The following is a 25,502-nucleotide window of genomic DNA, read 5'->3' as shown; positions in this document are numbered from 1 at the left end:
GGCCGAAATCGGCCCCAAAACCAGCAGATGGAGGCCAAGGTCCCCGCGGAATCGGTCATTTGCCCCCCTTTTCTTATTTCACGGGCCCCGGCTATACTCCGCCATCTGCAACGACAATCTGGTGATTGATGCCGCCTGCAAAGAAGGAAGTCCGTCCGTCGAACCGGGGGGGACGAGCCCGCACGCCCGCATTTGTGAAGAACAGGCGAGGCGTGAAGAATTGGAAGGAAGCCTCCGAGTGGCTCGAGTGGCGCGGCATCGAAGACATAGAGTGCATCACGCCCGACCAGGCCGGCGTTGCCCGCGGCAAGATGATGCCGTCGAGCAAGTTCACCTCCAACACATCGCTGGCCCTGCCGTCCGCACCGTTCATGATGACGATTTCGGGCGACTACCCGGAGAACGGCAACGGATTCCAGTATCCCGAGGACGACGGCGACCTGAAGCTCGTGCCGGATCTCTCGACGCTGTCGGTGGTGCCATGGGAGGACGATCCGACCGCGCAGGTGATCTGCGACCTCGTCCACCAGGACGGACGCAATGTCGAGTTCACCCCGCGCAACGTGCTGAAGCGCGTGATGGCGGCCTATGACAAGCTCGGCCTCAAGCCGGTCGTCGCGCCCGAGATCGAGTTCTACCTCGTCCGCAAGAACCCCGACCCCGACTATCCGCTGACCCCGCCGGTCGGCCGCTCGGGCCGCCCGATCGGCGGCGGCGCCGGCTATTCGATCGCCGGCGTCAACGAGTTCGACGAACTGATCGACGACATCTACCATTTCTCCGAGGCCCAGGGCCTGGAGATCGACACGCTGATCCATGAAGAGGGTGCCGGCCAGCTCGAGATCAACCTGCGTCATGGCGACCCGATCGAGCTCGCCGACCAGGTGTTCATGTTCAAGCGCACGATCCGCGAGGCGGCACTCAAGCACGATACCTACGCCACCTTCATGGCCAAGCCCATCCAGGGCCAGCCGGGCTCGGCGATGCACATTCACCAGTCGATCATCGACAAGAGGACCGGCAGGAACATCTTCACCAAGGAGGACGGCTCGGAGACCGAAGCGTTCACCCATTTCATCGGCGGCATGCAGAAGCATGTGCCGAACGCACTGGTGATGCTGGCGCCTTACGTCAATTCCTATCGCCGGCTGACGCAGGCGGCCTCCGCCCCGGTCAACAACAAGTGGGGCTACGACAACCGCACCACCGCCTTCCGCGTGCCGCGCTCGGACCCGGCGGCGCGGCGCGTCGAAAACCGCATCCCGTCGTCGGACGCCAATCCTTATCTGGCGCTTGCCGCCTCGCTCGCCTGCGGCCTGATCGGCATGAACAACAAGCTTCCCTGCGAGCCGCCGGTGCTGACCACGGCCAACGAGGACGAGATCGACCTGCCGCGCGGCCTGCTGGAGGCCGTCGACCTGTTCGAGAGCGACGACGAGCTTGCGGCGATGCTCGGCAACTCCTTCGCCTCGACCTTTGCAGCGATCAAGCGGGCCGAGTTCGAGACCTTCATGGAAGTGATCAGCCCGTGGGAGCGGGAGTATCTGCTTCTCAATGTGTGAGGAAGTGAGTGCGTAGGGAATAGTGAGTAGCGAATAGCGAACAAGCGCCATTCTACTCACTGCTCACTACTCACTATTCCTACTGCCTGAAATCCCGGACCCCTCTCCGCATCATGCCCTACCAATCCCCCATTTCCCCCGGGTTGTCCTGGTACGAAGATACCGCCGGACCGCGGCCCGAATACCCCGCCCTCGACGGCGACCGGCAGGCCGACGTCGTCATCGTCGGCGGCGGCTTCACCGGGCTGTCGGCGGCCGTGCATCTCGCCAAGGCCGGCACCAATGTCGTGCTGATCGAGGCGCATCGCTTCGGCGACGGCGCCTCGGGCCGCAACGGCGGCCAGATGGGCACCGGCCAGCGCGCCTGGGCCGAGGAACTCGAAAGCGAATACGGCTTCACCCGAGCGAAGGCGCTGTTCGACCTCGCCGAGGAAGCCAAGGCGCATCTGCTCGACTTCTCGGCCGCCAACGGCATCGACATCGACTACATGCCGGGCCAGATGTCGGTGGCGCACAAGCCGCGCTATGTCGACGACTACAAGGCGCACGCCGACATCATGGCGAGCCGGTTCGATTATCCGCACGTCAGGTTCATGGATGCCAAGGAGACGGCCGAACGGCTGGGCTCGACGCATTATTACGGCGGCACGCGCGACAGCGGCACCGGCCACATCCATCCGCTCAAGCTGGTGATCGGCACCGCGCGCGTGGCGGCGGCGTCAGGCGCACAGATCTTCGAGATGACGCCGGCCACCGGCATCGCCCCGCAAGGCGGCAAGGTCCGGGTGACCACGCCGCGCGGCACGATCACGGCCCAGAAGTGCCTGATCGCGACCAACGCCTATGGCGGCAAGCTGGAGCCGATCAGCGCCTCGCACATCATGCCGATCGGCTCGTTCATCGGCGCGACCGTGCCGCTGGGCGCCGACAGCAAGGTCATCCCCGGCGGCGAGTCGGTCGACGATTCCCGCTTCGTGGTGCGCTATTTCCGCAAGTCGAAGGACGGCAGGCTCCTGTTCGGCGGCCGCGAGATCTATGCGGTCAACGATCCCAAGGACATCCATATCCACATCCGCAAGCAGATCACCGAGATCTACCCGGAGCTGAAGGACGTCGAGATCACCCATGGCTGGGGCGGCTATGTCGGCATCACGGTGCCGCGCAAGCCCTTCGTGCGCGAGGTGATGCCCAATGTCATCTCCGTCGGCGGCTACTCAGGCCACGGGGTGATGCTGTCCAACTTCTTCGGCAAGCTCTATGCGGAGACCGTGTCGGGCAACCGCGACCGGCTGAAGCTGATCGAGGACCTGAAGATCCCGCCGTTCCCCGGCGGACGCCGCTTGCGCGCGCCGCTCCTGTTCCTGGCGCTCAACTGGTTCGCCCTGAGGGATCGCATCTAAGCCGGCCAGCGCCGGGAACCTTTTTCGACAGGCAGCATCCAATGGTTCGAAGCCGCCGCACGACGCGGGGCACGCGACACAAGGAGATGCCCGATGAAAATGGTTTCCGCTGCACTCGCCGTATTGCTCGTCGGTTCGCTGCCGGCATTGGCCGAGGACGTGAGCAAGGCACCGCCCCCGGGCGCCTTCAAGGCGGTGAGCAGCCTGGTCAAGCTGCCCGACTTCCTGCCCGGCATGGGACAGCTGTTCGTCGATCCGGCGACCCTGCCGGCCGGCCCCTTCCTCGCCTACGACCATGACGGCAAGCTGGTCAGCACCATCTACATGCTGCCGGTCAAGGACTTCAATCCGGACAAGCGCTTCGACGACCTGGCCTCGCCCGGCGGCAACGTCGACCACGTAAGCGTGTACTACAATGCCGGCCACCCCGGGGTAGAGGAGCCGCATGTCCACGTCGTGCTGTGGCATGTGGCGAAAGCCGACGAGGCACGGGTGGCGAAATGATCGTCACGCGCAGAACCATCATCGAAGCCGGCGGGGGATTTTTCCTCGCCGCGCTTCTGGCGAGGCCGGCTGCCGCTGCCGGCAATGTCGTCGACCTCGAGATTCGCGGCAAGGACGATGGGGCGCATGTCTGGTTCGACCCAATCGGCATCCGCATCGAGCCGGGCCAGACCTTGCGCTGGACCAATCGAGATCCGGCCAATTCGCACACGGTGACGTCGTATCATCCCAGGATTTTCGACCGGCCGCTGCGCATCCCGGCAGGTGCCGCGCCATGGGACTCGGACTATCTGCTGCCGGGGGAAAGCTTCTCGGTGACCCTGACGGTGCCAGGAGTATATGATTACTACTGCGTACCGCACGAACAGGCCGGCATGGTCGGACGCATCGTTGTGGGGGCGCCGCAAGCTCAGCCGCCGGTCGCTGCGGATCCGTCGCTGACGCCGCTGCCGGAGGTCGCATCGAACGGATTTCCGCCGGTCGCGGAGATCATCGCCAAGGGCATCGTCCGTCGCGCTTAGCGGCGGCGGCCGGAAATGGAGGCGAAAAATGCAACTGGCAGTCTTGCGGCAAGGCGTCGACCTCGACGGCCTTCTCGACGAGGAACTGGTGGCGCTCGCGCGCCACGGCGGCGAGAACGCGATCCGCGCGCTCATCAAACGCAACAACCAGAGGCTCTTCCGGGTCGCCCGCTCTGTCCTGCGCAACGACGCCGAAGCCGAGGACGTGGTGCAGGAGACCTACGTCAGGGCCTTCACCCGGCTCGACGGTTTCAAGGGAGATGCCGCGTTTTCGACCTGGCTGACGCGCATCGCGCTCAACGAGGCGCTGACCCGCGTCCGCCGGCGACGCCCCATGGCGGGCATCGAAGAACTCGACAGCGCAGCCACGGCGGATGGAGGCCGTGTGATCATGTTTCCGACATCGCTCATACCGCCGGGCGCGGATACCGAGGCAGGACGCAGCCAGGCAAGGGAGTTGCTCGAACAGGCGATCGACGAGTTGCCGCAGATGTTCCGCATCGTCTTCATCCTGCGCGACGTCGAGGACATGAGCGTCGAAGAGACGGCCACCCAGCTCTCGATCAGGCCCGAAACCGTCAAGACGCGCCTGTTCAGGGCACGCCGGCTGATGCGCTCGGCCATCGAGAGGCGGCTGTCGGCCGGCTTTGCCGAAGTGTTCCCGTTCGACGGCAAGCGCTGCGAGACCATGGCCGACCGTGTCGTCGACAGGCTGCGAGGGGCTACAACTTCCTGACGATCACGCTGCCGGCGGAATAGCCGGCGCCGAAGGAGCAGATGACGCCGAGGCTGCCCGAAGGCAGGTCGTCGGAGAACCTGGAAAACGCGATGATCGAGCCGGCCGACGAGGTGTTGGCGTAGTCCTGCAGCACGTTGGGCTGCTCGGTGCGGGTCGGCTCGCGGCCGAGCACCCTGGAACCGATCAGGTCGTTCATGCCCTTGTTGGCCTGGTGCAGCCAGAGCCGCGACAGGTTTTGGGGCTCGATGCGCTGCTCGGCGAGATGGGTGAGCATCAGTTCGGCCACCATCGGCACCACCTGCTTGAAGACCTTGCGGCCCTCCTGGTGGAACTGCATGTCGCGGCGGTCGGCCATGCGGCCCTCGCGGGTGCGGCGCAGGAAGCCGTCGTTGTTGCGGATGTTGTTGGAGAACTCGGTGAGGCAGCGGGTGGCCAGCACCTCGTAGGCATTGTCCGACTTCACCTCGTCGGCGCGCTGGAGCACGACGGCGGTGCAGACGTCGCCGAAGATGAAGTGGCAGTCGCGGTCGCGCCACTCCTGGTGGCCCGAGGTGATCTCCGGATTGACCATCAGGATAGCCCGGGCCGAGCCGGCGCGGATCATGTCAGTGGCGAGCTGGATGCCGAAGGTCGCCGACGAACAGGCGACGTTCATGTCGAAGGCGAAACCCTTGATGCCGAGCGCCTGCTGGACCTCGATGGCGATGGCCGGATAGGCGCGCTCATGGTTGGAGGCGGCGCAGATGACGGCGTCGATGTCTTGGGCGGTGAGGCCGGCCTTCTTCATGGCCTCGTCGGCCGCCTTGACCGAGATTTCGGCCATCAGCGACAGCTCGTCCTCGGCACGCTCGGGCAGCACCGGGTGCATGATGCCGGGATCGAGGATGCCGAACTTGGAGATGACGTGGCGGCGCTCGATTCCGGAAGCCTTGACGATGAACTCCTCCGACGACATCGCCATCGGCTCGCGCTCGCCGGCCTCGATGGCGTCGGCGTGCAGACCGTTCTGGCGGTGCGCATACTCGTTGTAGGAGGCCACCAATTCGGCGTTGGTGATGATCTCCTGCGGCGTGAAGACGCCGGTACCGCTGATCGCAACCCTGTGCATGGCGTTTCCCATTGGTTTTGGCCATTGGAATAGGGTCTGCGCCTCCGTGGTCAAGCGCGGAGGCCGCCATTTCGGCCCGATCTGGCGGTTACGGTGCGGAACTTCGCCTCAGATGCAGCGGCCGCCGTCGACTTCCAGCGCCACGCCGGTGACCAGCGATGCTTCGTCCGAAACGAGGTAGAGGGCGGCATTGGCGATATCGAGCGGCGTCGAGAAGCGTCCGAGCGGGATCGACGAGCGGAACTTCTCGCGGATCGCGGGCGTGTCCTTGCCCATGAATTTTTCCAGCATGCCGGTTTCTCCTGCGACCGGGCAAAGGCAGTTGACGCGGATGTTCTTCGGCGCAAGCTCGATCGCCATGGACTTGGTGGCCGTGATCGCCCACCCCTTGGAGGCGTTGTACCAGGTCAGCCCCGGGCGCGGCCTGAGGCCTGCGGTCGAGGCCGTGGTGAGGATCGCGCCGCCGCCCTGTCGCTCCATGATCGGCACCACCGCGCGCGCCGCATGGTAGATCGCCTTCATGTTGACTGCGGTGATGAGGTCGAAGACGTCCTCCTCGACGTCCAGCATGTCGCCGTTGCGATGGGTGTAGCCAGCGTTGTTGACCATGATGTCGATGCGGCCGAAGGCGCCCATGGCGGCATAGACCAGTTCGTCGAATTCCGACTTCAGCGACACGTCCGTTGTGACGGCAATGGCGTTCTTGCCGATTTCGCCGGCGACGCGCTCGGCCTCCTTGGTGTTGAGGTCGGCCACGACGATCCTGGCCCCCTCCTCGGCAAAACGCTTGGCCATGCCCTCGCCGAAGCCGGCCGCAGCGCCGGTAATGATTGCAACCTTGCCCTTGAGACGCATGGTCCTTCGATCCCATCTTTTCATTCGCCTCCGGTCTAGCCGCCGATGATGCGGGCGGCAATGCCTGCCGCCGCGCAGCAGCGGCCAAAGGATCGGGCCAGAGCTTCCGGCTTTGGATTTTGCAGTGGCGAGGGCTTATGCTCGGCCGCGCAAACGCCGAGCGGAAACGAAACTGTGACACCATGGCGCTGGCTTGGGGCTGGCGCTTTTAAATCGATTAGATTATATCAGTCGGCGACGCGACGACCGTCAGGAAATCGGAAAGCCCATGACCAGCCAGATCATCCCCGTCGAACCCTTCGACTTCATCATTTTCGGGGGCACCGGCGATTTGTCGGAACGCAAGCTTTTGCCTGCTCTCTACCACCGGCAGCGCGACCACCAGTTCTCGGAGCCGACGCGCATCATCGGCGCCTCGCGCACCAAGATGGACGACAAGGAATTCCGCGCCTTCGCCAGGAAGGCGATCTCCGATCACGTCAAGCCGGAATATATCGAGGAGAAGGAACTCAAGACCTTCCTCGATCGCCTGAGCTACGTCACCGTGGATGCCAAGTCGGGGGAAGGCTTCGAGGACCTCAAGACGTCGCTGTCCGACAGCAAGCGCATCCGGGTCTTCTATCTCGCAGTTTCGCCGATCCTGTTCGGCGACATCTCGGACAATCTCAAGCAGCAGAAGCTGATCACTCCGGATTCGCGCATCGTCGTCGAGAAGCCGATCGGCCGCGATCTCGAATCGGCCAGGGCGCTGAACGACACCATCGGCGACGACTTCGGCGAACACCAGATCTTCCGCATCGACCACTATCTCGGCAAGGAGACGGTGCAGAATCTGATGGCGCTGCGCTTCGCCAATGCGCTCTACGAGCCGCTGTGGAACTCGGCTCACATCGACCATGTGCAGATCACCGTGGCCGAGACCGTCGGCCTCGAGGACCGCGTCACCTATTACGACAAGGCGGGCGCGCTGCGCGACATGGTGCAGAACCACATGTTGCAGCTGCTCTGCCTCGTCGCCATGGAGGCGCCGGCCTCGATGGAAGCCAATGCGGTGCGCGACGAGAAGCTCAAGGTGCTGAACGCGCTGAAGCGCGTCAATGGCAACGAGGCGCCCAAGCACACGGTGCGCGGCCAGTATCGCGCCGGCGCCTCCGCCGGCGGCCCGGTCAAGGGCTACGTCGAGGAACTCGGCGCCGAGAGCACCACCGAGACCTTCGTCGCCATCAAGGCCGAGATCGCCAACTGGCGCTGGGCGGGCGTGCCGTTCTACTTGCGCACCGGCAAGCGGCTCGCGTCACGCGTCTCCGAGATCGTCATCGAGTTCAAGCCGATCCCACACTCGATCTTCGGCGAGAGCGCCGGGCCGATCTTCAACAACCAGCTGGTCATCCGCCTGCAGCCCGACGAAGGCGTCAAGCAGTACATCATGATCAAGGACCCGGGTCCGGGCGGCATGCGCCTGCGCCAGATCCCGCTCGACATGAGCTTCGCCCAGTCCTTCGACGGTCGCGCGCCGGACGCTTACGAACGCCTGATCATGGACGTGGTGCGCGGAAACCAGACGCTGTTCATGCGCCGCGACGAGGTCGAGGCCGCATGGAAGTGGATCGACCCGATCCAGCACGCCTGGGAGGCGAGCCGCCAGGAAGCGCAGGGCTACACCGCCGGCACCTGGGGCCCGTCGGCATCGATCGCGCTGATCGAGCGCGACGGCCGTACCTGGCACGAGAGCAACTGACGCCATGGCAGCTCCTCGCTGGAACGAGTTCGAGACACGCGACGAGCTGGCGGCAGGCCTTGCCGCCAGGATCGCCGAGACGCTGAAGGCAGCCATCGCCAACCGGGGCGCGGCGTTCCTCGCCGTATCGGGAGGCACGACGCCAGGCCGCTTCTTCGCCGCGCTGTCCAAAGAGACCCTCGACTGGAGCAAGGTCATCGTGACGCTGGTCGACGAGCGCTTCGTGCCGGAGAGCTCGCCGCGTTCCAACGCGGCGCTCGCCAAGTCCAGCCTGCTGCAGAACGAGGCGGCTGCCGCCAACTTCGCACCGCTGTTCCATGAGGCTTCGTCGGTCGAACAGGGCGCGGACATTGCCGACGCCGACCTCCGCCCCCTGCCCTGGCCGCTCGACGCGGCGATCCTCGGCATGGGCGGCGACGGCCATACGGCCTCGTTCTTCCCGGACGCCAAGGATCTGGACGCCTTGCTCGACCCGGCATCGAGCCGTCTTGTAATGCCGGTACACTCGGAAAATGCCGGCGAGGCACGGCTGACGCTGACGCTGCCGGCGCTGGTCAATGCCAGGCTCCTGGTCGTGCATATCGAAGGCGCCGAGAAGCGCAGCGTGATCGAGGCGGCACTCGCTGCCGAGAAGGCACTGCCGATCCGTAGGGTGATCGACCGGTCGCCGCGCGCCGCCGAAATCTACTGGGCGCCCTGACGGACGCCTCTCCGCGCCGCATGCCGGCAAGGCGTGCGACGTCATGAACGCCGAATTCATGCATGGTCCGACGCAATCGGCTGCGCCGTCATCAGGTCCATGCGCCAGCCCGAAGCTCCTCCCAATTCGGGCACCGAGTTGAAAGGACAGGCCATGACCGCCAGGAAAGACATCCAAGCCATCACCGAGCGCATTCGCGAACGCTCGAAGGTCAGCCGCGAAACCTATCTCGGCCGCGTCGACGCCGCCGCCGGAAAGACCGCCAACCGCGCCGTGCTCTCCTGCGGCAACCTCGCCCACGGCTTTGCCGTCTGCAGCCCCTCGGAGAAGGTCGCGCTCGGCGGCGACAAGGTCGCCAACCTCGGCATCATCACCTCCTACAACGACATGCTGTCGGCGCATCAGCCGTTCGAGACCTACCCGCAGCTGATCAAGGATGCGGCGCGCGAGGCCGGCGGCATCGCCCAGGTGGCGGGCGGCGTGCCGGCGATGTGCGACGGCGTCACGCAAGGGCAGCCAGGCATGGAGCTGTCGCTGTTCTCGCGTGACGTGATCGCCATGTCGGCTGCCATCGGCCTCAGCCACAACATGTTCGACGCCGCCGTCTATCTCGGCGTCTGCGACAAGATCGTGCCGGGCCTGGTGATCGCGGCACTGACCTTCGGCCACTTGCCTGCGGTCTTCGTACCGGCCGGGCCGATGACGTCGGGCCTGCCGAACGACGAGAAGGCCAAGGTCCGCCAGCTCTATGCCGAAGGCAAGGTCGGCCGCGCCGAGCTCCTGCAGGCCGAGTCCAAGTCGTATCACGGCCCGGGCACCTGCACCTTCTACGGCACCGCAAACTCCAACCAGATGCTGATGGAGATCATGGGCCTGCACACGCCAGGTGCCTCCTTCGTCAATCCGGGCACGCCGCTGCGCGACGCGCTGACGCGCGAGGCCGCAAAACGCGCACTCGCGATCACAGCGCTCGGCAATGCCTACACGCCTCTCGGCCGCATGATCGACGAGCGCTCGGTGGTCAACGGCGTGGTCGGCCTGCACGCGACCGGCGGGTCGACCAACCACACCATTCACCTGATCGCCATGGCAGCCGCCGCCGGCATCCGCCTGACCTGGCAGGACATTTCCGACCTGTCGGACGTGGTTCCCTTGCTCGCCCGCGTCTATCCGAACGGGCTTTCCGACGTGAACCACTTCCAGGCGGCCGGAGGCATGGGCTTCCTGATCCGCGAACTGCTCGACGCCGGCCTGCTGCACGAGGACGTGCAGACCGTGTGGGGCGAAGGCCTGCGCCCCTATGCCGTCGAAGCCAAGCTCGGCGCCGACGGTTCGGTGGTGCGCGAGGCAGCCCCCGAGGTCAGCGGCGACGAGAAGGTGCTGGCGCCAGCCGCCAAGGCGTTCCAGCCGACCGGCGGGCTCAAGGTGCTGGGCGGCAATCTCGGCCACGCCATCATCAAGACCTCGGCGGTGAAGCCCGAGCGGCGCGTCATCGAGGCGCCGGCGCTGGTGTTCGACAGCCAGCAGGGCCTCAACGACGCCTTCAAGGCCGGCCTGCTCGACCGCGACTTCGTCGCCGTCATCCGCTTCCAGGGCCCCAAGGCCAACGGCATGCCGGAACTGCACAAACTGACCACGGTGCTCGGCATCCTGCAGGACCGCGGCCACAAGGTGGCGCTGGTCACCGACGGCCGCATGTCTGGCGCTTCGGGCAAGGTTCCGGCTGCAATCCACGTCACGCCGGAAGCGCTCGAAGGCGGCTCCATCGGCCGCATCCACGACGGTGACATCGTCCGGCTCGACGCCGAAGCCGGCACGCTGGAAGTGCTGGTGCCGGCGGCCGAACTGGCCAATCGTCCGAAACCCGTCTGCGACCTCTCGGAGAACGAGCACGGCATCGGCCGCGAGCTGTTCGCCGGCTTCCGCCAGATGGTCGGCCGCGCCGACCACGGCGCGAGCGCCTTCGGCACGGCGTGACCTCAGCTTGAAAGTAAGGCAGTTCTGCCTTACTTTTCAGTTTGGAGGTCCACCATGACCATTCTGACCGTCACAGCCAAGGGGCAGGTCACGCTGCGCAAGGAAGTGCTTCAGCATCTGGGCGTCAAACCCGGGGACAAGATTGCCGTCGACGTTCTGCCCGACGGCAAGGCAAGCCTCAGCGCGGTCAAGCCGAAGGACGCGTTGAAAGGCTTCGTCGGCAGCTTGCATCGACCTGGCGAGCCTGCCCGCTCCCTCGAGGAGATCAACCAGGCCATTCGCGATGGCTGGGCCGGCAAGCGGTGAAGATTACGACCGACACAAACGTATTGGTGCGGATTGCGACGATGGACAACGAGGTCCAGACCGCCATGGCGCTGCAAGCACTGGAAAAGGCGGAGGCCATTGTCGTGCCCCTGACCACGCTCTGTGAGTTCGTATGGGTACTGAAGCAGAGCTACAAGCGCCCCGCTGCAGAGGTCGCGGGGTCGTTGCGGAAATTGCTCTCGTCAAGCATCGTCGAGACCAACCGTCCAGCTGCGGACGCAGGACTCACTGTGCTTTTGGCCGGTGGCGATTTCGCCGATGGCGTCATCGCCTTCGAAGGAGCCCAGTCAGGCGGATCGACCTTCCTGACGTTCGACAAGAAGGCGGCAAGGCTGATCAAGAAGATCGGGATCGAAGCAGAACTGCTGGCCTGAGTGTGCCCTACTTCACCGCCTCACACGAAAACACCGCCGGCGCGTCCTCACCCTTGAACAGGTCGTAGAGATCGGCGTTGTCGCCCTTGGTCCACCAGACATATTGCTGGCCGGCATATTTGGCGCCGCTGCCGCTGAGCACGTTGACGGTCACGACCGTATCGTCGCCGAGCGTCAGCACCGCGAGCGAGGTACTGCCGGCGTTGATGTACTCGGCCTTCACGGCCTGGTTGCCGCATTTGTAGCCGACGGTGTTGCGCTCGACTGCAACTTCGCCTGGCAGCTCGAACGTCACGGTCGAGGCCATCGCGGCGCTGGTCGCGGCGGCAAGAATGATCGCGGTAAAGGTCAGGCGCATGGCAGTCTCCGATTGATCCTTGCGTGGACGTTAGCATGACCGGCAAAGGCTATGCGCCGTTTCGCGCCACGTCGGCGAAGAAGGCCTCCGGGCTCTCGACCTCGACCAGCCGCCGCTTCTCGATCTGCCAGAAGCGGTTGCCTGTGGCGCGTACGAAGCTGCGGTCGTGCGACACCAAAAGGCAGCTTGCCTCGTGCTTCAGGAGCTCGTCTTCCAGCGTCTCCTGCCCTTCGATGTCCAAGTGGTTGGTCGGCTCGTCGAGCAGGTAGAAATTGGGGTTGGTGAGCCGCAACACCAGCATGCCGAGCCGCGCCTTCTGGCCGCCGGAGAGGCGGCCGATCGGGTTCGACTGCATGTCGACATTCATGCCGGCGCCGGCGAGCAAGGTGCGGGCGCGCTGCTCGCCAAGGGCGAAACGGCGCGTCAGCACGCCGAGCGGCGTGTCCTTGTCGGGGAGGTCGGAGAGGCCCTGGTCGCCATAGCCCAGCACGAGCGACGGCGTCGCCTTGATGCCGTCGACGGCAACGTCGGGCTGAGCGATGGCGCGGCGGAGCATGCTGACCAGCCGTGTCTTCCCGGTGCCGTTGCGGCCGAGCAGGACGACGCGGTCGCCCTGGCGGATCCACAGCTTGCCGGTCCTGAACAGCAGCGTGCCATCGGGCGTCGTCACCGGCGCGTCGTCGAGCGTCACCAGCACCTTGACGTGCGTGCCTCGGTTGGCGAGCCTGATCGAGCCCGCCGAGCGCTCCAGGTGGGCGGGGCGCGCCGTCTCCTCGATACGCTCGGCCCGCTCCTTCAGCTGCTTGGTCTTGACGACCAGAAGATCGCTGCCGGAGTTGATGCCAATGTTGTTGAGCTTGGCCGCCTGGCGGCGCAGCTGCTGGGCCGTCTTCATGTCCTTCTCGAAGCGCCGCGCATCGGAGGCGTCGATCTCGTCTAGCGCCTCCCGCGCCCTGGAATAGGGCAGCGAGAAGGCTGGCGAGTTCTCCGGCCGCAGGAACAGCGTCCTGTTGGTCACCGCGTCGAGGAAGGCACGGTCGTGGCTGCAGATCACCACCGGCACGTCGCGCGGCAGGGCGTTCAGCCATTCTTCCAGTTGCCCGATGCGCGCGAGGTCGAGATGGTTGGTCGGCTCGTCGAGCAACAGCATGTCGGGCTCGGTCACCCAGACACGCGCGAGCAGCGCCAGCCGTTGCCAGCCGCCGCTCAGCTTCGACAGCGGCCGATGGCGCAGTTCTTCCGGCACGTCGAGTTCGCCGAGCGCCACGTCGACGCGCCAGCTCTCGCTGTCGGCCTGCTCAGCCGGCAGGGCCTGCAGAACGGCGTCGTAGAACGTGGCGTCCAGCAGGCTCGCCGGCACGTCCTGCTCGACATGGCCGACGCGCAAGCCGCGCGAACGGGTGATGTCGCCTGACGTCGGCTCGAAGCTGCCGGTGATGGCGCGCAGCAAGGTCGACTTGCCGCGGCCGTTGGCCGCGACGATGCCCAGGCGGTCGCCCGGTTCGATCGACAGGTTGAGATTGGAGAAGAGCGGCGCACCGATGGTGACGCCGAGCGACCGCAGATTGATCAAAGCCATTTTCGTTCTCTGGTCTGTCCAGACCGTCGCCCGCATCCGCTAGAGCGGGATGCACAATGGGGAACACCGGGTCCGGTGGGGATCTCACGATGCAGGCGCGAGTGAAAAGGCTCAGCGCTGCATCACCACAAAGGGCAGACCGGAAAGAGAACAGCTTCAATAAGGCTGGCGTCTCGTCTGTGGTCAGCCCTGCAAACGCATTTGCAGGGCGTGGACGGGGCCGCGCTGGCGGTGGAGATAAAAATGCTCGATCACGCAGCCCTCCTTTCCTTTTCGAGTTGCGCCGCCTTCATAGCCGCAATGGCGGGGCGAGACAATCCTACTGGACGGTGACCTACTGGACGGTGAGCTCGGTGCGCTCGCCGGCCTTGACGGCGGTATTGGCCTCCTTCTTGCCGCTGTCGCCGAGGTCGATCTCGACGACATAGTCGCCCGTCGGCAAGGTCGTCTGGTGCTTCTGGTCGTAGGTGTAGCCGAAGTCCTTGCGATTGCCCTGGATATCCTTCTTGGCTGAATAGACCCGGATTTGCCTGGCGCCGGGAGCGTCGATCGCCAGCACGCCGGCGTCGAGCACGGCCGTCACGTCACCCGCTTCGCCGACGCGCGCGTTGAACGCCTGTTCCACCTCGGCCTGGTCCATGCGCACCACCGCGACATAGTCGCCGGCAGGCAGGTCGAACTTGTTGTCAGGGCCGTAGCCATAGGTCACCTGCTCACGCGTGCCGTCTATCTTCTTCCTGGCCTTGTAGATCTTCACGTCGAGGCCGCCGGCATCGACCTTGTCGCCGCCCTGGGCGTAAAGCGCGTTGACGACGACGCGGCCAACGCCGGCGACGATGTCCTTCTCCGCGGTCTGGCCGGCCGCCAGTTGGATCGTCTCGTTCGCCTCACCCTGTCCGATGGTGACCTTCACCTTCTGCTCGCCGGCGGGCAGAACCACCTTGGTCTCGCCATAATAGGTCGCCGGGTTCTCGGCGCCGGGGAAGTCTATGACGACAGCTGCACTGGCATTGATGTCACCGCCCTCGCTCGGGCGCGGACGGATGACCAGCGTGCCGGCATCGAGAACGAAGGTCGGCTTGTAGACCTGGCCTGCCTCGACCTCGAGCGGCTGCTCGACGCCCGCTTCGCCAAGCGTGGCGCGGATGACGTAGTCGCCCGGCTCGAGCGAGCCCTTGTAGTTATTGTATTCGGTGGTTAGCCGCTCGCCCTTTGAACCGTCAGCATTGGCCTTGTAGATTTCCCACGCGTTGCCCGCGTCCTTGAGCGGCTCGCTGCCCGCGGCCATCGTCAGTTCGGGCACGAAATTGAACTCGGGCTTGGCAGGCTCGGGCGCCGGCTGGGGAGCGGGAGCCGGCGCGGGCGCCGCCACCGTCTGGACCAGTGCCTCCTCGAGACCATTGGCGTCGGAGGCCTGGATGTATTTGCCGCCGGTGTTCTGCGCCAGGCACGCCACCTGCCTGCCCTCTTCCGCCGTGAGACCGAAGCCGACGACATGGGCGGTGAAGTCGACGCCCGCCTGCTCCAGTTCCTTGCCCAGTGCGCAGGCATCGGCGTTGCAGGTCTCGAGCCCGTCGGTGATGAGAATGACGGTCGCCTTGTCCTCCGTGTATTTGAGGTCCTCGGCAGCCTGCTTGACGGCAGCCGTCAGCGGCGTCTTGCCCAGGAATTTCAGGCTGTCGGCAGCGGCGGTGATGGCACCAGCAGAACCGGCCGCCGGCGGCACCACCAGCTCGATGTCGGTGCAGCTGCCCTTTTCGCGGTGGCCATAGGCCATGAGCCCGAGTTCGGTGTCGGCGGGAACCGTCTTCAGCACCGAGCGCAGCGCCTGACGGGCGATCTCGAGCTTCGGCTTGCCGTCGATCTGTCCCCACATGGATCCTGAGGCGTCGAGCACGATGATGGCGCGCTCGGCGGCATGCACGGCTACCGCGCCCGACAGCATGAACATGGCCGTCAGGATTCCTCGTGAGAACGTCTTCATGCTGCCCCCTCGCCGGTTCAGATGTTCCGTTCAGTGGAAGCTAAACAAGCCCGCAGGCCCTGACAACCCTGCAGCCTAGTAGGTCGTCCGCCGCTCCTCGCTTGGCGGGCGGCCGAACTGGAGGCGGTAGCTCTGGGCGAAATAGGAATGCGAGGTGAAGCCGGTGGCGATCGCCACGTCGAGGATCGGCATGTTGGTCTGGCGCAGCAGTTCGCGGGCGCGCTCGAGCCTCAGCCGCATGTAGTAGCGGCCGGGCGTGACGTTGAGATGGCGCAGGAACAGCCGCTCGACCTGGCGGACCGAAAGCCCCGCCGTCTTGGCGAGCTGCACGGCCGACAGCGGCTCGTCGAGGTGATCGGCCATCAGCTCGACGATGCGCTTGAGCTTGTCCGACTTGCCGGTCAGGTCGCGTTCGGGGCCGACGCGCTGGCGGTCGCCGGCGTTGCGGATTCGCTCGTGCTGGAACTGGTTGGCGACCTCGTTGGCGAGATTGGAGCCGAAGTCGCGCCGGATGATCTCCAGCATCAGGTCGATCGAGGTCGTCACGCCGGCGCAGGTGTAGCGCTTGCGGTCGATCTCGAAGACGTTGTTGGTGCAGTCGATGTCCGGGAATTTCTCCATGAACCCGGCACGGTTTTCCCAGTGGATGGTGCAGCGATAGCCGTCGAGCTGGCCGGCCTCGGCCAGGATCTGGGAGCCGACCGAAAGCGCGCCGAGCGCGCCGCCCCGCCGCCCCCAGGAGCGTAGTGCGCCGAGCACCTTGCTCTTGCCGGGGAACTCCGTGACCACGCCGACGCAGACGAACAGGATGTCGACCGGGGGTATATCGGCGACGCTGTAGTCGACCTTGAGCGGCAGGCCGTTAGAGGCCATGACGGCCTCGCCATCGGCAGAGACCGTGGTCCAGCTGTAGATATCGCGGCCGATCAGGCGGTTGGCCGAGCGGCAGGTGTCGATGGCCGCGACCAGCGAGAACATCGAAAACTTGTCGACCAGAAGGAAGGCGAACTGGCGATGTTCGGGATCGGCATTCGACATGGGGGCCAAATCTACAGGATGCTTCGAAAGAAGGCAGCGCCGGGCTGGACAGCGCCGCCCCTGCTCAGAAGGCCTGACGGCCCACGCCCGCGTGCCGGGATGCCGACACCAGCGTGTTAGCCATCAGCATGGCGATGGTCATGGGGCCGACACCGCCCGGAACCGGGGTTATGGCGCCGGCCAGCCGCTCGGCTTCCGCATAGGCGACATCGCCCACCAGCTTCGCCCTGCCCTCGCCCTTCTCCGGCGCGGGAACGCGGTTGATGCCGACATCGATGACGGTGGCACCGGGCTTCACCCAGTCGCCCCTGACGATTTCGGGCCGCCCCACTGCGGCGACCAGGATATCGGCCGTCCGGCAGAGCGCCGGCAGGTCCTTGGTGCGGCTGTGGGCGATGGTGACGGTGGCGTTGGCGGCAAGCAGCAAATTGGCCATCGGCTTGCCGACGATGTTGGAGCGGCCGACCACCACGGCGCTGAGACCGGAAAGATCCTTGCCGTGGCGGCGCTCGATGAGCAGCATCGAGCCGAAGGGCGTGCAGGGCACGAGTGCTGTCTCGATCTCGCCGGTGGCGAGCTTGCCGACGTTGATGAAATGGAAGCCGTCGACGTCCTTGTCCGGCGCGATCGTCTGGATGATCCTGCCGGCGTCGATGTGGGCGGGCAGCGGTAGCTGGACCAATATGCCGTGGATGGCCGGATCGGCGTTGAGCCGCTCGACCAGGGCGACCAGCTCGGCCTCCGAGGTTTCGGCGGCCAGCGTATGCTGGACCGAATGGAAGCCGCATTCCTTGGCCGTGCGCGACTTGTTGGCCACATAGACCTGGCTGGCCGGATCCTCGCCGACGATCACCACGGCGAGGCCCGGCTGGACGCCCTTGGCAGCGAGTTCGGCAACGGACTTCTTGACGCCCGCGACCACCTCGGCCGCTACACTCTTGCCGTCTATGATCTCTGCCATGGGCTTTCTCCGTATGCCTTCAGTCTCGCGGCGGCATTGTCACCATATTTTCGACCTGCAACACCGCCAATGCGGCGTCCAGTGCCGTAAACTCGAAACCGAAGTCTATTTCAGAAATAGCGACGCGCCCGCCGCTCCCGCAGCAGATTCAGCTCCTTGCGCAGTTCGCGCAAGCTCTCGCTGATTTCATCGATCTGGCTCCGCGACGCATGCTCGGACGACGACGCGGCCACCGGCTCGGCCGGCTCGTGCCGCGGCCGGTCGCTGCCGCGACGTTCGGCGGCCGTTTCCGCCCGCGGCGCGGCCTGTCCATGGCCGGGGCGCGGCGACACCGGCGGAGCATCGCTGTCCGCATCGCGCGACCGGGGCTGGGACCATTCCCTTTCCGTGGCATGGTTCTCGGACGTCGTGGCCACTTCGGCGAATGCGGCAGCGGCGGGAACATCACCACCCATCATCTCCGGAACGCGTTCCTGTGACGGGCCCTCAGCCCTTCGCCGCGCGCGGGCACGGCGACGATCGGCTGTCTCGCGCAGCCCGTCGAGCGCGCCGCGCAGGCCGCCCAGGCCGATGCCGGCGAGAAGCCCCAGCAGCGATCCGGCCACGGCGATGACCGCACGCCGCGGTCCCGTCGATTCGAGCGGGGGATTGGCGCGGGAAATGACCGTGATGTTGGCCGGGTTGATGTCCTTCTGTTCACCCGTCTCGCGGGCGCGCAGCAGGAAGGATTCATACACGGCGCGCTTGGCTGCCACGTCGCGGTCGAGTTCGCGCAACGTGACGAGTTCGTTGCTGACCTCACCCTGGCGCACCTTGAGCCGGGCCAGCCGCGCGGCGAGTTCCTGTTCCGTCTGGACGGCGCGCCGGAGTTCGACCTGGATCGAGGCGGCGACCCGGCGCAACTCGGCGGCGATGCGTTCGCGCGCGCCGGTCAGCTGGGCCTCCACGGCGAGCCGTTCGGGATGGCGGGGGCCCAGCTTCACCGACAGCCTGTCGGCTTCCTGGGTGAGCGTCGCATACTGCGCCCGCAACTCGGTGATCGCCTGCGAGGCCACCGCCTCCGGCAGCGAGCCGCTCAGCGCCGACTCGACATCGACGTTGCGCGTCGAAGCCGCGCGCGCATTGAGTTCGAGCGTGCGCGCCCGGGCCGCAGTGAGCTGGTCGTTGACGCGCTGGATCTCGTCGTCGGTGATCAGGCGGCCCTGGGCATCGATGATGTCGTTTTCCGCCTTGAAGGCCTCGACCTTGCGCTCGGCCCCCTCGACTGCCTTGCGCAGTTCCTCCAGCCGGGCGTTGAGCTCCTCGGTCGCCCGGCCGGCCGTCCCCGCCTGCATCTCGGCGTTGGTCTGCATGAAGACTTCGGTCATCGTGTTGGCGATGAGCGCGGATTTTTCGGCGCTTTGCGTCTTGGCGCCGATCGAGACGACGAAACTCTTGTTGCCGCGCTCGATGGTCAGCGCCTCGAAGAGGTTGTTGACCGCCAGCACGTGGGCACGGTCCGCTCCGTTCGCCGCAGGCGTCGTCTCGCGGCTGGGCATGATCTCGCCCAGGAGCGACCGGAGGCCACCCCCGCCGGTCCCCTTGCCGTTGAACTCGGGATCGTTGGCAAGGTCGAGCCGGTCGACGACCTTGGTAAGAACCGATCCCGACGTCAGCACGCGCACCTGGTTCTCGACCAGCGTCAGCGTGGCATCCCACGGCAATCCGCTGTCGGTGAGTTCCCGTTCGGTCAGCTTGAGATTGCGCGGATCGACGATCATCTCCGTCCACGCCTGGAACATCTTCGGCGTCGAAAGCGCGATGGCAACGCCGGCCAGCGCGCCGATCAGGGTGGTCGTGGCGATCAGGAGCTTGGACCGGGCGATCCCGCGCAGGATCGCCATCGGCTCGATCATCGGCTCGCGCGGGCCGTCGTCCCGCATCTGCTGTTCCTCGAGCGAAGGGGCGTCCGGGGGGGGCGGCATGTTCTGGATGGCGGCGATCTGTTCTGCCACCGGCGCGACGCTGCGCGCCAGCCGGCCGCGCCAGCCGTTGCCGGATGCGGCGTCATCCTTGGCGTCCGAATCGGCGGTGACTTCCGGCTCGCGGTCGGCCACCTCGGCGCCCCGAGCGGCTTCCGACGACGCGATGTCTGCTTCGGCCGCGCGTTCGGCTTCGCGGCGGAACCGCGCGAAGCGATGGCGGACGGCCTGGCCCTGCCCGTCATCCGGTTCCGACGGCGTGACCGACAGCAGCGATCCGCCTCGGGGCTTGCCGGACGCGTCGCGTGCGCGCCGCAAGGGCTGCCGATCGTCAGTGTCTCCGATGTCCGCCATAGGGGGCTGCTTCCAACACGATGGGCCCGGATCGGGTGCCGGGGCGTTAACCCACGCTAAACAGACATGGGAAACAAAAGGTTAATCAATCGGCTGCGGATGATCATCGAAGCAAATCACGCGCCAGCCATAGTCATGCGGGCCGTGATGGAAAGCTTGATCGCAGCATCGGCAGGGAACATTGTGCGGGCATGAGCCGACCGATCTCGAGACGTCGACTTCTGGCGCAGGCCATGGGCGCGGGCCTGCTTTTCCTGACGGGAGCGCGGGAGGCCAATGCCAACTGGCCGACGTCGACGCGACGTCACGTTTACCAATGCCGTCACCAAACGGCTGGACGATGCACGTTGAGCGGGCATTCGGGCTTCCTCCAGGTGGAGAGTCGGTCTATGTCAGGTTGTTCGGAGGGCATTGAATGAGCACCAGACTGATCCTGGCCGGCTGCGGCAACATGGGCTACGCCATGCTCAAGGGCTGGCTGAATTCCGGCAAGCTGGCGCCAGGCGAGACCTTCGTGGTCGAACCCAATGCGGAACTCAGGGCCCGGGCGGCGGAGCTCGGCAGCCGCGTCGCCTCCGAGGTCGGCGGCATACCGGCCGATGCCGCTCCCGAGATCGTCGTCATCGCGGTCAAGCCGCAGGTCATCCGCGAAGTCACCTCCGATTACCGCCGCTTCGGCAATGGCCGCACCACCTTCGTCAGCGTCGCCGCCGGCACGCCGGTCAGCACCTTCGCCGACATACTGGGCACGCGCACCCCGATCGTCCGCTGCATGCCCAACACGCCGGCATCTATCGGCAAGGGCATGATGGTGGTCTACGCCAACGATCACGTGAGCGACCAGGCAAAAGACTTCGTCGGCGAGCTGTTGTCGGCCAGCGGCGAGGTGACGACGATCGCCGACGAAGGCCTGATGGACGCCGTGACGGCGGTTTCGGGTTCGGGCCCGGCCTATATCTTCCACTTCATCGAATGCCTGACGGCGGCAGCCGAGAGCGCCGGCCTCCCGGGCGATACGGCCCGGCTGCTCGCGATGCAGACCGTCTACGGCGCGGCGAGCCTCGCCGCCGAGAGCCGGGAGGACCCGGCCATGCTGCGCAGGCAGGTGACCAGCCCGAACGGCACGACCGCGGCGGCCCTCGCCGTGCTGATGGGCGAGGACAGGCTCAGGAACCTGCTCACCGAGGCGGTCGAGGCTGCCCGACTGCGTTCGATCGAGCTCGGAAAATAGCTACCGTTTGTCGGCTTCGGCCTGCAGCGCCCTGATGTGGGGAGCCGCGGCCTCGTTGACCGCGCGCTCCATGTCGCGGAACTGGCGGACGATCGCCGCGCCAAGCGGCGTCAACTCGGCGCCGCCGCCATGCCTGCCGCCGGTCTTGGCCTCCACGACCGGCTTGCCGAACATGTCCTTGAGTTCCTCGACCAGGTCCCAGGCGCGCTTGTAGGACATCTCCATGGCGCGTGCGGCCGCCGAGATCGAGCCGGTCGCGGCGATCTGTTCGAGAAGCTCGACCTTGCCGGGGCCAAGCCGGCCCTTGGGGTCGAGATAGAGGCGCAAGGTCAGCGACGGCATCGGCTACTCCAGTCAGTCGCTGGTTAGCACAGCCCCGGCCCCTCTAGAAAGATTGGCGCGGTCGAAGGCCACCGTCTTGATCACCGCAAAGACGTCGCGGCCAGGCGTCAGCCCGAGTGTTTCCAGCGACTGGCGGGTGATGCGCGAGACTAGCATGTCGCCGCCGCAATCGAGGCGGAGGTCGACCTGGGCACCGTCGACCGCGCCGATCTCGACGATGCGTCCCGGCAGGACGTTGAGCGCGCTCAGCCCATGCGGCCGTTCGGTGGCGATCATCACGTCGCGTGCCCTGACGCGGACGCGCACCGTCGCGCCATCGCCGAGCGGGAGCCGCGGCACGCGCATCTGCCCCGCCGCGGTACCCAGCACCGTCATGCCGAATGCCTCGTCGTGGCCGAGCACCTTCATGTCGAGCACGGCACCGCCCTCGCCCACTTCCTCCGGCGGCAACAGGTCGAGCCGCTGCATGATGTCGGTGGTCGGGCCGGCGGCGGCGACCTTGCCGTTCGCCATCACCACGATGTCGGTGGCGAGCCGCGCCACCTCGGCGACGGAGTGGCTGACATAGACGATCGGGATCTTCGTCTCGTCGCGCAGCCGCTCGAGATAGGGCATGATCTCGGCCTTGCGGGCGTCATCCAGCGAAGCCAGCGGCTCGTCCATCAGCAACAGCCGGGGACTGGCGAGCAGCGCCCGTCCGATGGCGACGCGTTGCTTTTCGCCGCCCGACAGCAGCGCCGGGCGTCGCGCCAGGATATGGCCGATGCCGAGCATGTCGACCACGCGGTCGAATTCGGCATAGCGCTCGGCGCGCGGCGTGAACCAGCGACCGTAGAGCAGGTTCGAGCGCACGGTCAAATGCGGGAACAGCCGGGCGTCCTGAAACACGAAGCCGACGCGTCGCCCGTGGGCGGGCAGGAAGGTGCGGGACGCGGTGTCGACCAGCGTCCGCCCGTCGATGACGATGCGGCCCGTATCCGGGCGGATCAGGCCGGCAACGAGGTTGACGAGCGAGGTCTTGCCCGAGCCCGACGGCCCGAACAGGGCGGTCAGATGCCCGGCACTCTCGAACCGGACTTCGAGCTTCAGAGCGCCGAGGCGGTGGCCGATGTCGACGGAGAGCGTCATTCCACGACCATCCGCTGGCCGACCTTGCGGGCGAACATCTCCGACACCACGAGCGCCAGCATCGATATGGCGACCGAGATCAGCGTCAGCCTCAGCGCGCCGGCATCGCCGCCGGGCACCTGGGTGAATGTGTAGATCGCAGAGGGAAGGGTCTGGGTTTCGCCGGGAATGTTGGAAACGAAGGTGATGGTGGCGCCGAATTCGCCCATTGCCTTGGCAAAGGACAGGATCATGCCGGCGACGATGCCCGGCAGGATCAGCGGCAGGGTCACGGTCGCAAACACCCAGGCCGGGCTCGCGCCCAGCGTGCCTGCGGCCTGTTCCAGCCGGCGGTCGACCGATTCGATGGAGAGGCGGATGGCGCGCACCATGAGCGGAAAGCCCATGACGGCGCAGGCAAGGGCGGCACCCGTCCAGCGGAACGAAAGGACGATGCCGAAATTCTCGGCCAGGAAGGAGCCGATCGGCCCGCGGCGGCCGAAGCTCAGGAGCAGCAGGTAGCCGGTCACCACTGGCGGCAGGACGAGCGGCAGGTGGACGACGCCGTTGAGCAGCGACTTGCCCCAGAACTTTCCGCGCGCCAGCAGAAGCGCAATCAGGATGCCGAAAGGCAGGCTGCCGGCCATCGCCCACAGCCCGACCTTGATCGACAGGCGGACCGCATTCCATTCGTCAGGAGTGAGGTCCAGCATTCCCTTGTCGCATTCCCTCAAAAAGCCTGTCCCACCCCGGCAGGCGGGATGGGACGCAAGTTTCCCCTATGGCGTGAGCTTACCCGGAAAGCGGTAAACCACTCCCTAGTCTAATTGGACGCCACCGGGGCGATCATGATGAAGCCCTGCGCTTCGAAAAGCTCCTTGGCCTTGGCGGACTGAAGATACTTCACGTACGCAGCCGCGTCCGGGTTCTTCGTGTCCGCCGTCAGGCCTACCGGATAGACGATGGGAGGATGCGTCTCTTCCGGGAAGGTGGCGATGATCTTGACGCCCGGCTCGGCCGCTGCGTCGGTCTGGTAGACGATGCCTGCCGGCGCCTCGCCGGTGGCGACCAGCTTGAGCGCGGCGCGCACGTTCTCGGCCTGGGCCAGCTTGCCCTCCACCGACGACCAGACGCCGAGCTTTTCCAGCGCGGCCTTGCCGTATTTGCCGGCCGGCACGGCCTTGACGTCACCGATCGCGAGGCGGCCGTCGCCGAGCAGCTTGGCGAGATCGAAATTGGGCGCGATCTCGACGGCCGCGGCCGAGTCCTTCGGCGCGATGAGCACGATGCGGTTGCCGAGCAGCTTGACGTCGGAGCCTTGCTTGATGAGCTGCCTGTCGGCAAGATACTTCATCCAGTCGAGATCGGCGGAGACGAACACGTCGGCCGGCGCGCCGTCCTCGATCTGCCTGGCGAGTGCCGGGCTTGCCGCATAGGAGACGGTCACGGCCTTGCCGCTGTCGGCCTTCCAGGCCGCGCCGACGGCGTCGAGCGCGTTCTTGAGGCTTGCCGCCGCGAACACGACAACCTCGCCGTCGGCGCGCGCCGAAGACAGGCCGAACGACAGCGCAACGGCCAAGCCGCCCGCCATTGCGGCGAGCCGCAAACCAAATCCCCTACGCGTGAACATCATGATCCCTCCGAAATCTTTCGACCGTCGGCGGCCGAGATCGTTATATTCATACGGATATAACACATGGCAGGCAACTACCCGACCAGGTGGTTTTCCGAAGAAAGATCTGTCGTCCATTTGACGGTTGTCGACTGCACTTGGCACTGCAATCCGAGGGAGACTGGCCGCCCGGTTCATGGCATATGTCGCTGGTTTACCATCGGGATCGGGAAGTCTTGGCGACCGTGCCGGCGCCCCTACCCCTGCCGCCAAACCGAGAAGAGCTTCCCCCAATGTCCGGCATCACCACCTACGAGATCATCTGGCTTGCCGTCGCCCTGCTCGGAGCAGGCGCCATCACCGGCCTCCTCGCGGGCGTGTTCGGCGTCGGCGGCGGCGCAGTCATCGTGCCGGTACTCTATGAGCTGTTCCAGGCCGTCGGAGTGCCCGAAGAGGTACGCATGCCGCTCTGCGTCGGCACCTCGCTCGCCATCATCATCCCGACCTCGATCCGATCGTTCGCGGCGCACCGCGCCAAGGGCGCGGTCGACATGACCATCCTCAGGCAGTGGGCTGTTCCCGTCATCGTCGGCGTCGCCATGGGCAGCGTGATCGCCCGCTTCGCGCCAGCCGACCTGTTCAAGGCGGTGTTCGTGGTGGTGGCCGGCATTTCGGCGATCCGGCTCTTGTTCGGCAAGGATTCCTGGCGGCTCGGCCTCGACATGCCGGGCAAGCTGGTAATGAACGCCTACGGCTGGATCATCGGCGTGCTGTCGAGCCTGATGGGCATCGGCGGCGGCCAATTGTCGAACCTGTTCATGACCTTCTACGGCCGCCCCATCCACCAGGCGGTGGCGACCTCCTCGGGCCTCGGCGTGCTGATCTCGATCCCCGGCGCGATCGGCTACGTTTATGCCGGCTGGCCGCGTGCCGCCGAGTATCCCGACGTGGCGGCGCTGCAGTTCCCCTTCGCGCTCGGCTATGTCTCGCTCGTCGGCCTGATCCTGTTCGTGCCCACCAGCGTGCTGACCGCGCCGCTCGGCGCAAGACTCGCGCACGCGCTGTCGAAGCGCAAGCTGGAGGTCGCCTTCGGCATCTTCCTGCTGCTCATCAGCCTGCGTTTCCTGCTCAGTCTGATCGGCTGAGGCGTTCCGATCTCACCAAACGAAA

The 25,502-nt window shown here is 66.0% G+C and carries 24 protein-coding genes; 12 read left to right on the top strand and 12 right to left on the bottom strand.

Annotated elements, in window-relative coordinates; all coding sequences use genetic code 11:
• Nucleotides 1-128: 128 nt before the first annotated feature.
• From PV773_RS00710 to PV773_RS00690, 5 genes are all read left to right on the top strand, one after another.
• Nucleotides 129-1,562 carry a glutamine synthetase family protein gene (locus PV773_RS00710; protein ID WP_347964908.1) on the top strand — a complete coding sequence of 478 codons (1,434 nt, stop codon included), beginning with the start codon at nt 129-131 and terminating at the stop codon, nt 1,560-1,562.
• A gap of 113 nt (nt 1,563-1,675) precedes the next feature.
• Nucleotides 1,676-2,962: an FAD-binding oxidoreductase gene (locus PV773_RS00705; protein WP_347964486.1), complete on the top strand. Its 1,287-nt coding sequence runs from the start codon at nt 1,676-1,678 to the stop codon at nt 2,960-2,962.
• Nucleotides 2,963-3,055: 93 nt separating this feature from the next.
• Nucleotides 3,056-3,466, top strand: a complete 411-nt coding sequence (locus PV773_RS00700) for a DUF5602 domain-containing protein (protein ID WP_347964485.1) — start codon at nt 3,056-3,058, stop codon at nt 3,464-3,466.
• Nucleotides 3,463-3,987: a plastocyanin/azurin family copper-binding protein gene (locus PV773_RS00695; protein ID WP_347964484.1), complete on the top strand. Its 525-nt coding sequence runs from the start codon at nt 3,463-3,465 to the stop codon at nt 3,985-3,987. Before PV773_RS00700 ends, PV773_RS00695 begins: the two co-directional genes overlap by 4 nt.
• A 28-nt stretch (nt 3,988-4,015) precedes the next feature.
• A complete protein-coding gene (locus PV773_RS00690) occupies nt 4,016-4,723 on the top strand; it encodes an RNA polymerase sigma factor (protein WP_347964483.1) in 708 nt (235 codons plus the stop codon).
• Here the strand turns inward: PV773_RS00690 and PV773_RS00685 are convergent.
• Together PV773_RS00685 and PV773_RS00680 are read right to left on the bottom strand one after the other, a co-directional pair.
• Nucleotides 4,710-5,834 carry a beta-ketoacyl-ACP synthase III gene (locus PV773_RS00685; RefSeq protein WP_347964482.1) on the bottom strand — a complete coding sequence of 375 codons (1,125 nt, stop codon included), beginning with the start codon at nt 5,832-5,834 and terminating at the stop codon, nt 4,710-4,712. The genes PV773_RS00690 and PV773_RS00685 overlap by 14 nt on opposite strands.
• 108 nt (nt 5,835-5,942) lie before the next feature.
• On the bottom strand, nt 5,943-6,689 hold the full coding sequence (locus tag PV773_RS00680; protein ID WP_347964481.1) for an SDR family oxidoreductase: 747 nt from the start codon (nt 6,687-6,689) through the stop codon (nt 5,943-5,945).
• 268 nt (nt 6,690-6,957) lie between these two features.
• On the opposite strand from PV773_RS00680, the gene zwf reads away from it, so the two are divergent.
• The 5 genes from zwf to PV773_RS00655 all read left to right on the top strand — a co-directional run bounded on the left by zwf (nt 6,958) and on the right by PV773_RS00655 (nt 11,805).
• Nucleotides 6,958-8,427 carry a glucose-6-phosphate dehydrogenase gene (zwf, locus tag PV773_RS00675; protein WP_347964480.1) on the top strand — a complete coding sequence of 490 codons (1,470 nt, stop codon included), beginning with the start codon at nt 6,958-6,960 and terminating at the stop codon, nt 8,425-8,427.
• 4 nt (nt 8,428-8,431) lie between these two features.
• Nucleotides 8,432-9,127: a 6-phosphogluconolactonase gene (gene pgl, locus PV773_RS00670; RefSeq protein ID WP_347964479.1), complete on the top strand. Its 696-nt coding sequence runs from the start codon at nt 8,432-8,434 to the stop codon at nt 9,125-9,127.
• A gap of 153 nt (nt 9,128-9,280) precedes the next feature.
• Nucleotides 9,281-11,104: a phosphogluconate dehydratase gene (gene edd / locus PV773_RS00665; RefSeq protein ID WP_347964478.1), complete on the top strand. Its 1,824-nt coding sequence runs from the start codon at nt 9,281-9,283 to the stop codon at nt 11,102-11,104.
• A 54-nt stretch (nt 11,105-11,158) separates the two neighbouring features.
• Nucleotides 11,159-11,410, top strand: coding sequence for an AbrB/MazE/SpoVT family DNA-binding domain-containing protein (locus PV773_RS00660; protein ID WP_347964477.1), 252 nt, complete (start codon nt 11,159-11,161; stop codon nt 11,408-11,410).
• On the top strand, nt 11,407-11,805 hold the full coding sequence (locus PV773_RS00655) for a type II toxin-antitoxin system VapC family toxin (protein WP_347964476.1): 399 nt from the start codon (nt 11,407-11,409) through the stop codon (nt 11,803-11,805). The genes PV773_RS00660 and PV773_RS00655 overlap by 4 nt, the downstream gene beginning before the upstream one ends.
• Nucleotides 11,806-11,812: 7 nt before the next feature.
• Here PV773_RS00655 and PV773_RS00650 read toward each other — a convergent pair whose 3' ends face one another.
• The 6 genes from PV773_RS00650 to PV773_RS00625 all read right to left on the bottom strand — a co-directional run bounded on the left by PV773_RS00650 (nt 11,813) and on the right by PV773_RS00625 (nt 20,040).
• Nucleotides 11,813-12,163 (bottom strand): MliC family protein, encoded by a 351-nt coding sequence (locus tag PV773_RS00650; protein ID WP_347964475.1) that lies wholly within the window; start codon nt 12,161-12,163, stop codon nt 11,813-11,815.
• A 49-nt stretch (nt 12,164-12,212) separates the two neighbouring features.
• Complete coding sequence (locus tag PV773_RS00645) at nt 12,213-13,742, bottom strand: ABC-F family ATP-binding cassette domain-containing protein (RefSeq protein ID WP_347964474.1); 1,530 nt, start codon at nt 13,740-13,742, stop codon at nt 12,213-12,215.
• Between the two features lie 334 nt (nt 13,743-14,076).
• Entirely contained in the window at nt 14,077-15,726 is a 1,650-nt protein-coding gene (locus PV773_RS00640) for a VWA domain-containing protein (RefSeq protein WP_347964473.1), read from the bottom strand.
• A gap of 75 nt (nt 15,727-15,801) precedes the next feature.
• Complete coding sequence (locus PV773_RS00635) at nt 15,802-16,764, bottom strand: GlxA family transcriptional regulator (protein WP_347964472.1); 963 nt, start codon at nt 16,762-16,764, stop codon at nt 15,802-15,804.
• Nucleotides 16,765-16,828: 64 nt separating this feature from the next.
• Nucleotides 16,829-17,725 (bottom strand): bifunctional methylenetetrahydrofolate dehydrogenase/methenyltetrahydrofolate cyclohydrolase FolD, encoded by an 897-nt coding sequence (gene folD, locus PV773_RS00630; RefSeq protein ID WP_347964471.1) that lies wholly within the window; start codon nt 17,723-17,725, stop codon nt 16,829-16,831.
• 110 nt (nt 17,726-17,835) lie between these two features.
• A complete protein-coding gene (locus PV773_RS00625) occupies nt 17,836-20,040 on the bottom strand; it encodes a GumC family protein (RefSeq protein ID WP_347964470.1) in 2,205 nt (734 codons plus the stop codon).
• 415 nt (nt 20,041-20,455) lie between these two features.
• On the opposite strand from PV773_RS00625, the gene proC reads away from it, so the two are divergent.
• Nucleotides 20,456-21,271: a pyrroline-5-carboxylate reductase gene (proC, locus tag PV773_RS00620; RefSeq protein ID WP_347964469.1), complete on the top strand. Its 816-nt coding sequence runs from the start codon at nt 20,456-20,458 to the stop codon at nt 21,269-21,271.
• On the opposite strand, the gene PV773_RS00615 is transcribed toward proC, so the two are convergent.
• The 4 genes from PV773_RS00615 to modA all read right to left on the bottom strand — a co-directional run bounded on the left by PV773_RS00615 (nt 21,272) and on the right by modA (nt 24,350).
• Entirely contained in the window at nt 21,272-21,613 is a 342-nt protein-coding gene (locus PV773_RS00615) for a winged helix-turn-helix domain-containing protein (RefSeq protein WP_347964468.1), read from the bottom strand.
• Nucleotides 21,614-21,625: 12 nt separating this feature from the next.
• Complete coding sequence (modC, locus tag PV773_RS00610) at nt 21,626-22,741, bottom strand: molybdenum ABC transporter ATP-binding protein (RefSeq protein WP_347964467.1); 1,116 nt, start codon at nt 22,739-22,741, stop codon at nt 21,626-21,628.
• On the bottom strand, nt 22,738-23,433 hold the full coding sequence (gene modB, locus PV773_RS00605) for a molybdate ABC transporter permease subunit (RefSeq protein ID WP_347964466.1): 696 nt from the start codon (nt 23,431-23,433) through the stop codon (nt 22,738-22,740). Before modB ends, modC begins: the two co-directional genes overlap by 4 nt.
• Nucleotides 23,434-23,543: 110 nt before the next feature.
• The gene (gene modA, locus PV773_RS00600; protein ID WP_347964907.1) at nt 23,544-24,350 is read right to left on the bottom strand and encodes a molybdate ABC transporter substrate-binding protein; all 807 of its coding nucleotides are present in this window, start codon (nt 24,348-24,350) and stop codon (nt 23,544-23,546) included.
• 275 nt (nt 24,351-24,625) lie between these two features.
• On the opposite strand from modA, the gene PV773_RS00595 reads away from it, so the two are divergent.
• Nucleotides 24,626-25,477, top strand: a complete 852-nt coding sequence (locus PV773_RS00595; RefSeq protein ID WP_347964465.1) for a sulfite exporter TauE/SafE family protein — start codon at nt 24,626-24,628, stop codon at nt 25,475-25,477.
• Nucleotides 25,478-25,502 lie beyond the last annotated feature (25 nt).

This window comes from Mesorhizobium sp. CC13, from assembly GCF_039907765.1.
Classification (GTDB): domain Bacteria; phylum Pseudomonadota; class Alphaproteobacteria; order Rhizobiales; family Rhizobiaceae; genus Aminobacter.
Note: the sequence above shows the minus strand (reverse complement) of the source record. Positions and strands in the feature narration are given on the sequence as shown.

What these genes read in the sequence shown, in the direction of transcription:
- PV773_RS00710 (WP_347964908.1), top strand. Translation starts at nt 129, where the DNA reads ATGCCGCCTGCAAAGAAGGAAGTCCGTCCGTCGAACCGGGGGGGACGA.
- PV773_RS00705 (WP_347964486.1), top strand. Translation starts at nt 1,676, where the DNA reads ATGCCCTACCAATCCCCCATTTCCCCCGGGTTGTCCTGGTACGAAGAT.
- PV773_RS00700 (WP_347964485.1), top strand. Translation starts at nt 3,056, where the DNA reads ATGAAAATGGTTTCCGCTGCACTCGCCGTATTGCTCGTCGGTTCGCTG.
- PV773_RS00695 (WP_347964484.1), top strand. Translation starts at nt 3,463, where the DNA reads ATGATCGTCACGCGCAGAACCATCATCGAAGCCGGCGGGGGATTTTTC.
- PV773_RS00690 (WP_347964483.1), top strand. Translation starts at nt 4,016, where the DNA reads ATGCAACTGGCAGTCTTGCGGCAAGGCGTCGACCTCGACGGCCTTCTC.
- PV773_RS00685 (WP_347964482.1), bottom strand. Translation starts at nt 5,834, where the DNA reads ATGCACAGGGTTGCGATCAGCGGTACCGGCGTCTTCACGCCGCAGGAG.
- PV773_RS00680 (WP_347964481.1), bottom strand. Translation starts at nt 6,689, where the DNA reads ATGCGTCTCAAGGGCAAGGTTGCAATCATTACCGGCGCTGCGGCCGGC.
- zwf (WP_347964480.1), top strand. Translation starts at nt 6,958, where the DNA reads ATGACCAGCCAGATCATCCCCGTCGAACCCTTCGACTTCATCATTTTC.
- pgl (WP_347964479.1), top strand. Translation starts at nt 8,432, where the DNA reads ATGGCAGCTCCTCGCTGGAACGAGTTCGAGACACGCGACGAGCTGGCG.
- edd (WP_347964478.1), top strand. Translation starts at nt 9,281, where the DNA reads ATGACCGCCAGGAAAGACATCCAAGCCATCACCGAGCGCATTCGCGAA.
- PV773_RS00660 (WP_347964477.1), top strand. Translation starts at nt 11,159, where the DNA reads ATGACCATTCTGACCGTCACAGCCAAGGGGCAGGTCACGCTGCGCAAG.
- PV773_RS00650 (WP_347964475.1), bottom strand. Translation starts at nt 12,163, where the DNA reads ATGCGCCTGACCTTTACCGCGATCATTCTTGCCGCCGCGACCAGCGCC.
- PV773_RS00645 (WP_347964474.1), bottom strand. Translation starts at nt 13,742, where the DNA reads ATGGCTTTGATCAATCTGCGGTCGCTCGGCGTCACCATCGGTGCGCCG.
- PV773_RS00640 (WP_347964473.1), bottom strand. Translation starts at nt 15,726, where the DNA reads ATGAAGACGTTCTCACGAGGAATCCTGACGGCCATGTTCATGCTGTCG.
- PV773_RS00635 (WP_347964472.1), bottom strand. Translation starts at nt 16,764, where the DNA reads ATGTCGAATGCCGATCCCGAACATCGCCAGTTCGCCTTCCTTCTGGTC.
- folD (WP_347964471.1), bottom strand. Translation starts at nt 17,725, where the DNA reads ATGGCAGAGATCATAGACGGCAAGAGTGTAGCGGCCGAGGTGGTCGCG.
- PV773_RS00625 (WP_347964470.1), bottom strand. Translation starts at nt 20,040, where the DNA reads ATGGCGGACATCGGAGACACTGACGATCGGCAGCCCTTGCGGCGCGCA.
- proC (WP_347964469.1), top strand. Translation starts at nt 20,456, where the DNA reads ATGAGCACCAGACTGATCCTGGCCGGCTGCGGCAACATGGGCTACGCC.
- PV773_RS00615 (WP_347964468.1), bottom strand. Translation starts at nt 21,613, where the DNA reads ATGCCGTCGCTGACCTTGCGCCTCTATCTCGACCCCAAGGGCCGGCTT.
- modC (WP_347964467.1), bottom strand. Translation starts at nt 22,741, where the DNA reads ATGACGCTCTCCGTCGACATCGGCCACCGCCTCGGCGCTCTGAAGCTC.
- modB (WP_347964466.1), bottom strand. Translation starts at nt 23,433, where the DNA reads ATGCTGGACCTCACTCCTGACGAATGGAATGCGGTCCGCCTGTCGATC.
- modA (WP_347964907.1), bottom strand. Translation starts at nt 24,350, where the DNA reads ATGTTCACGCGTAGGGGATTTGGTTTGCGGCTCGCCGCAATGGCGGGC.
- PV773_RS00595 (WP_347964465.1), top strand. Translation starts at nt 24,626, where the DNA reads ATGTCCGGCATCACCACCTACGAGATCATCTGGCTTGCCGTCGCCCTG.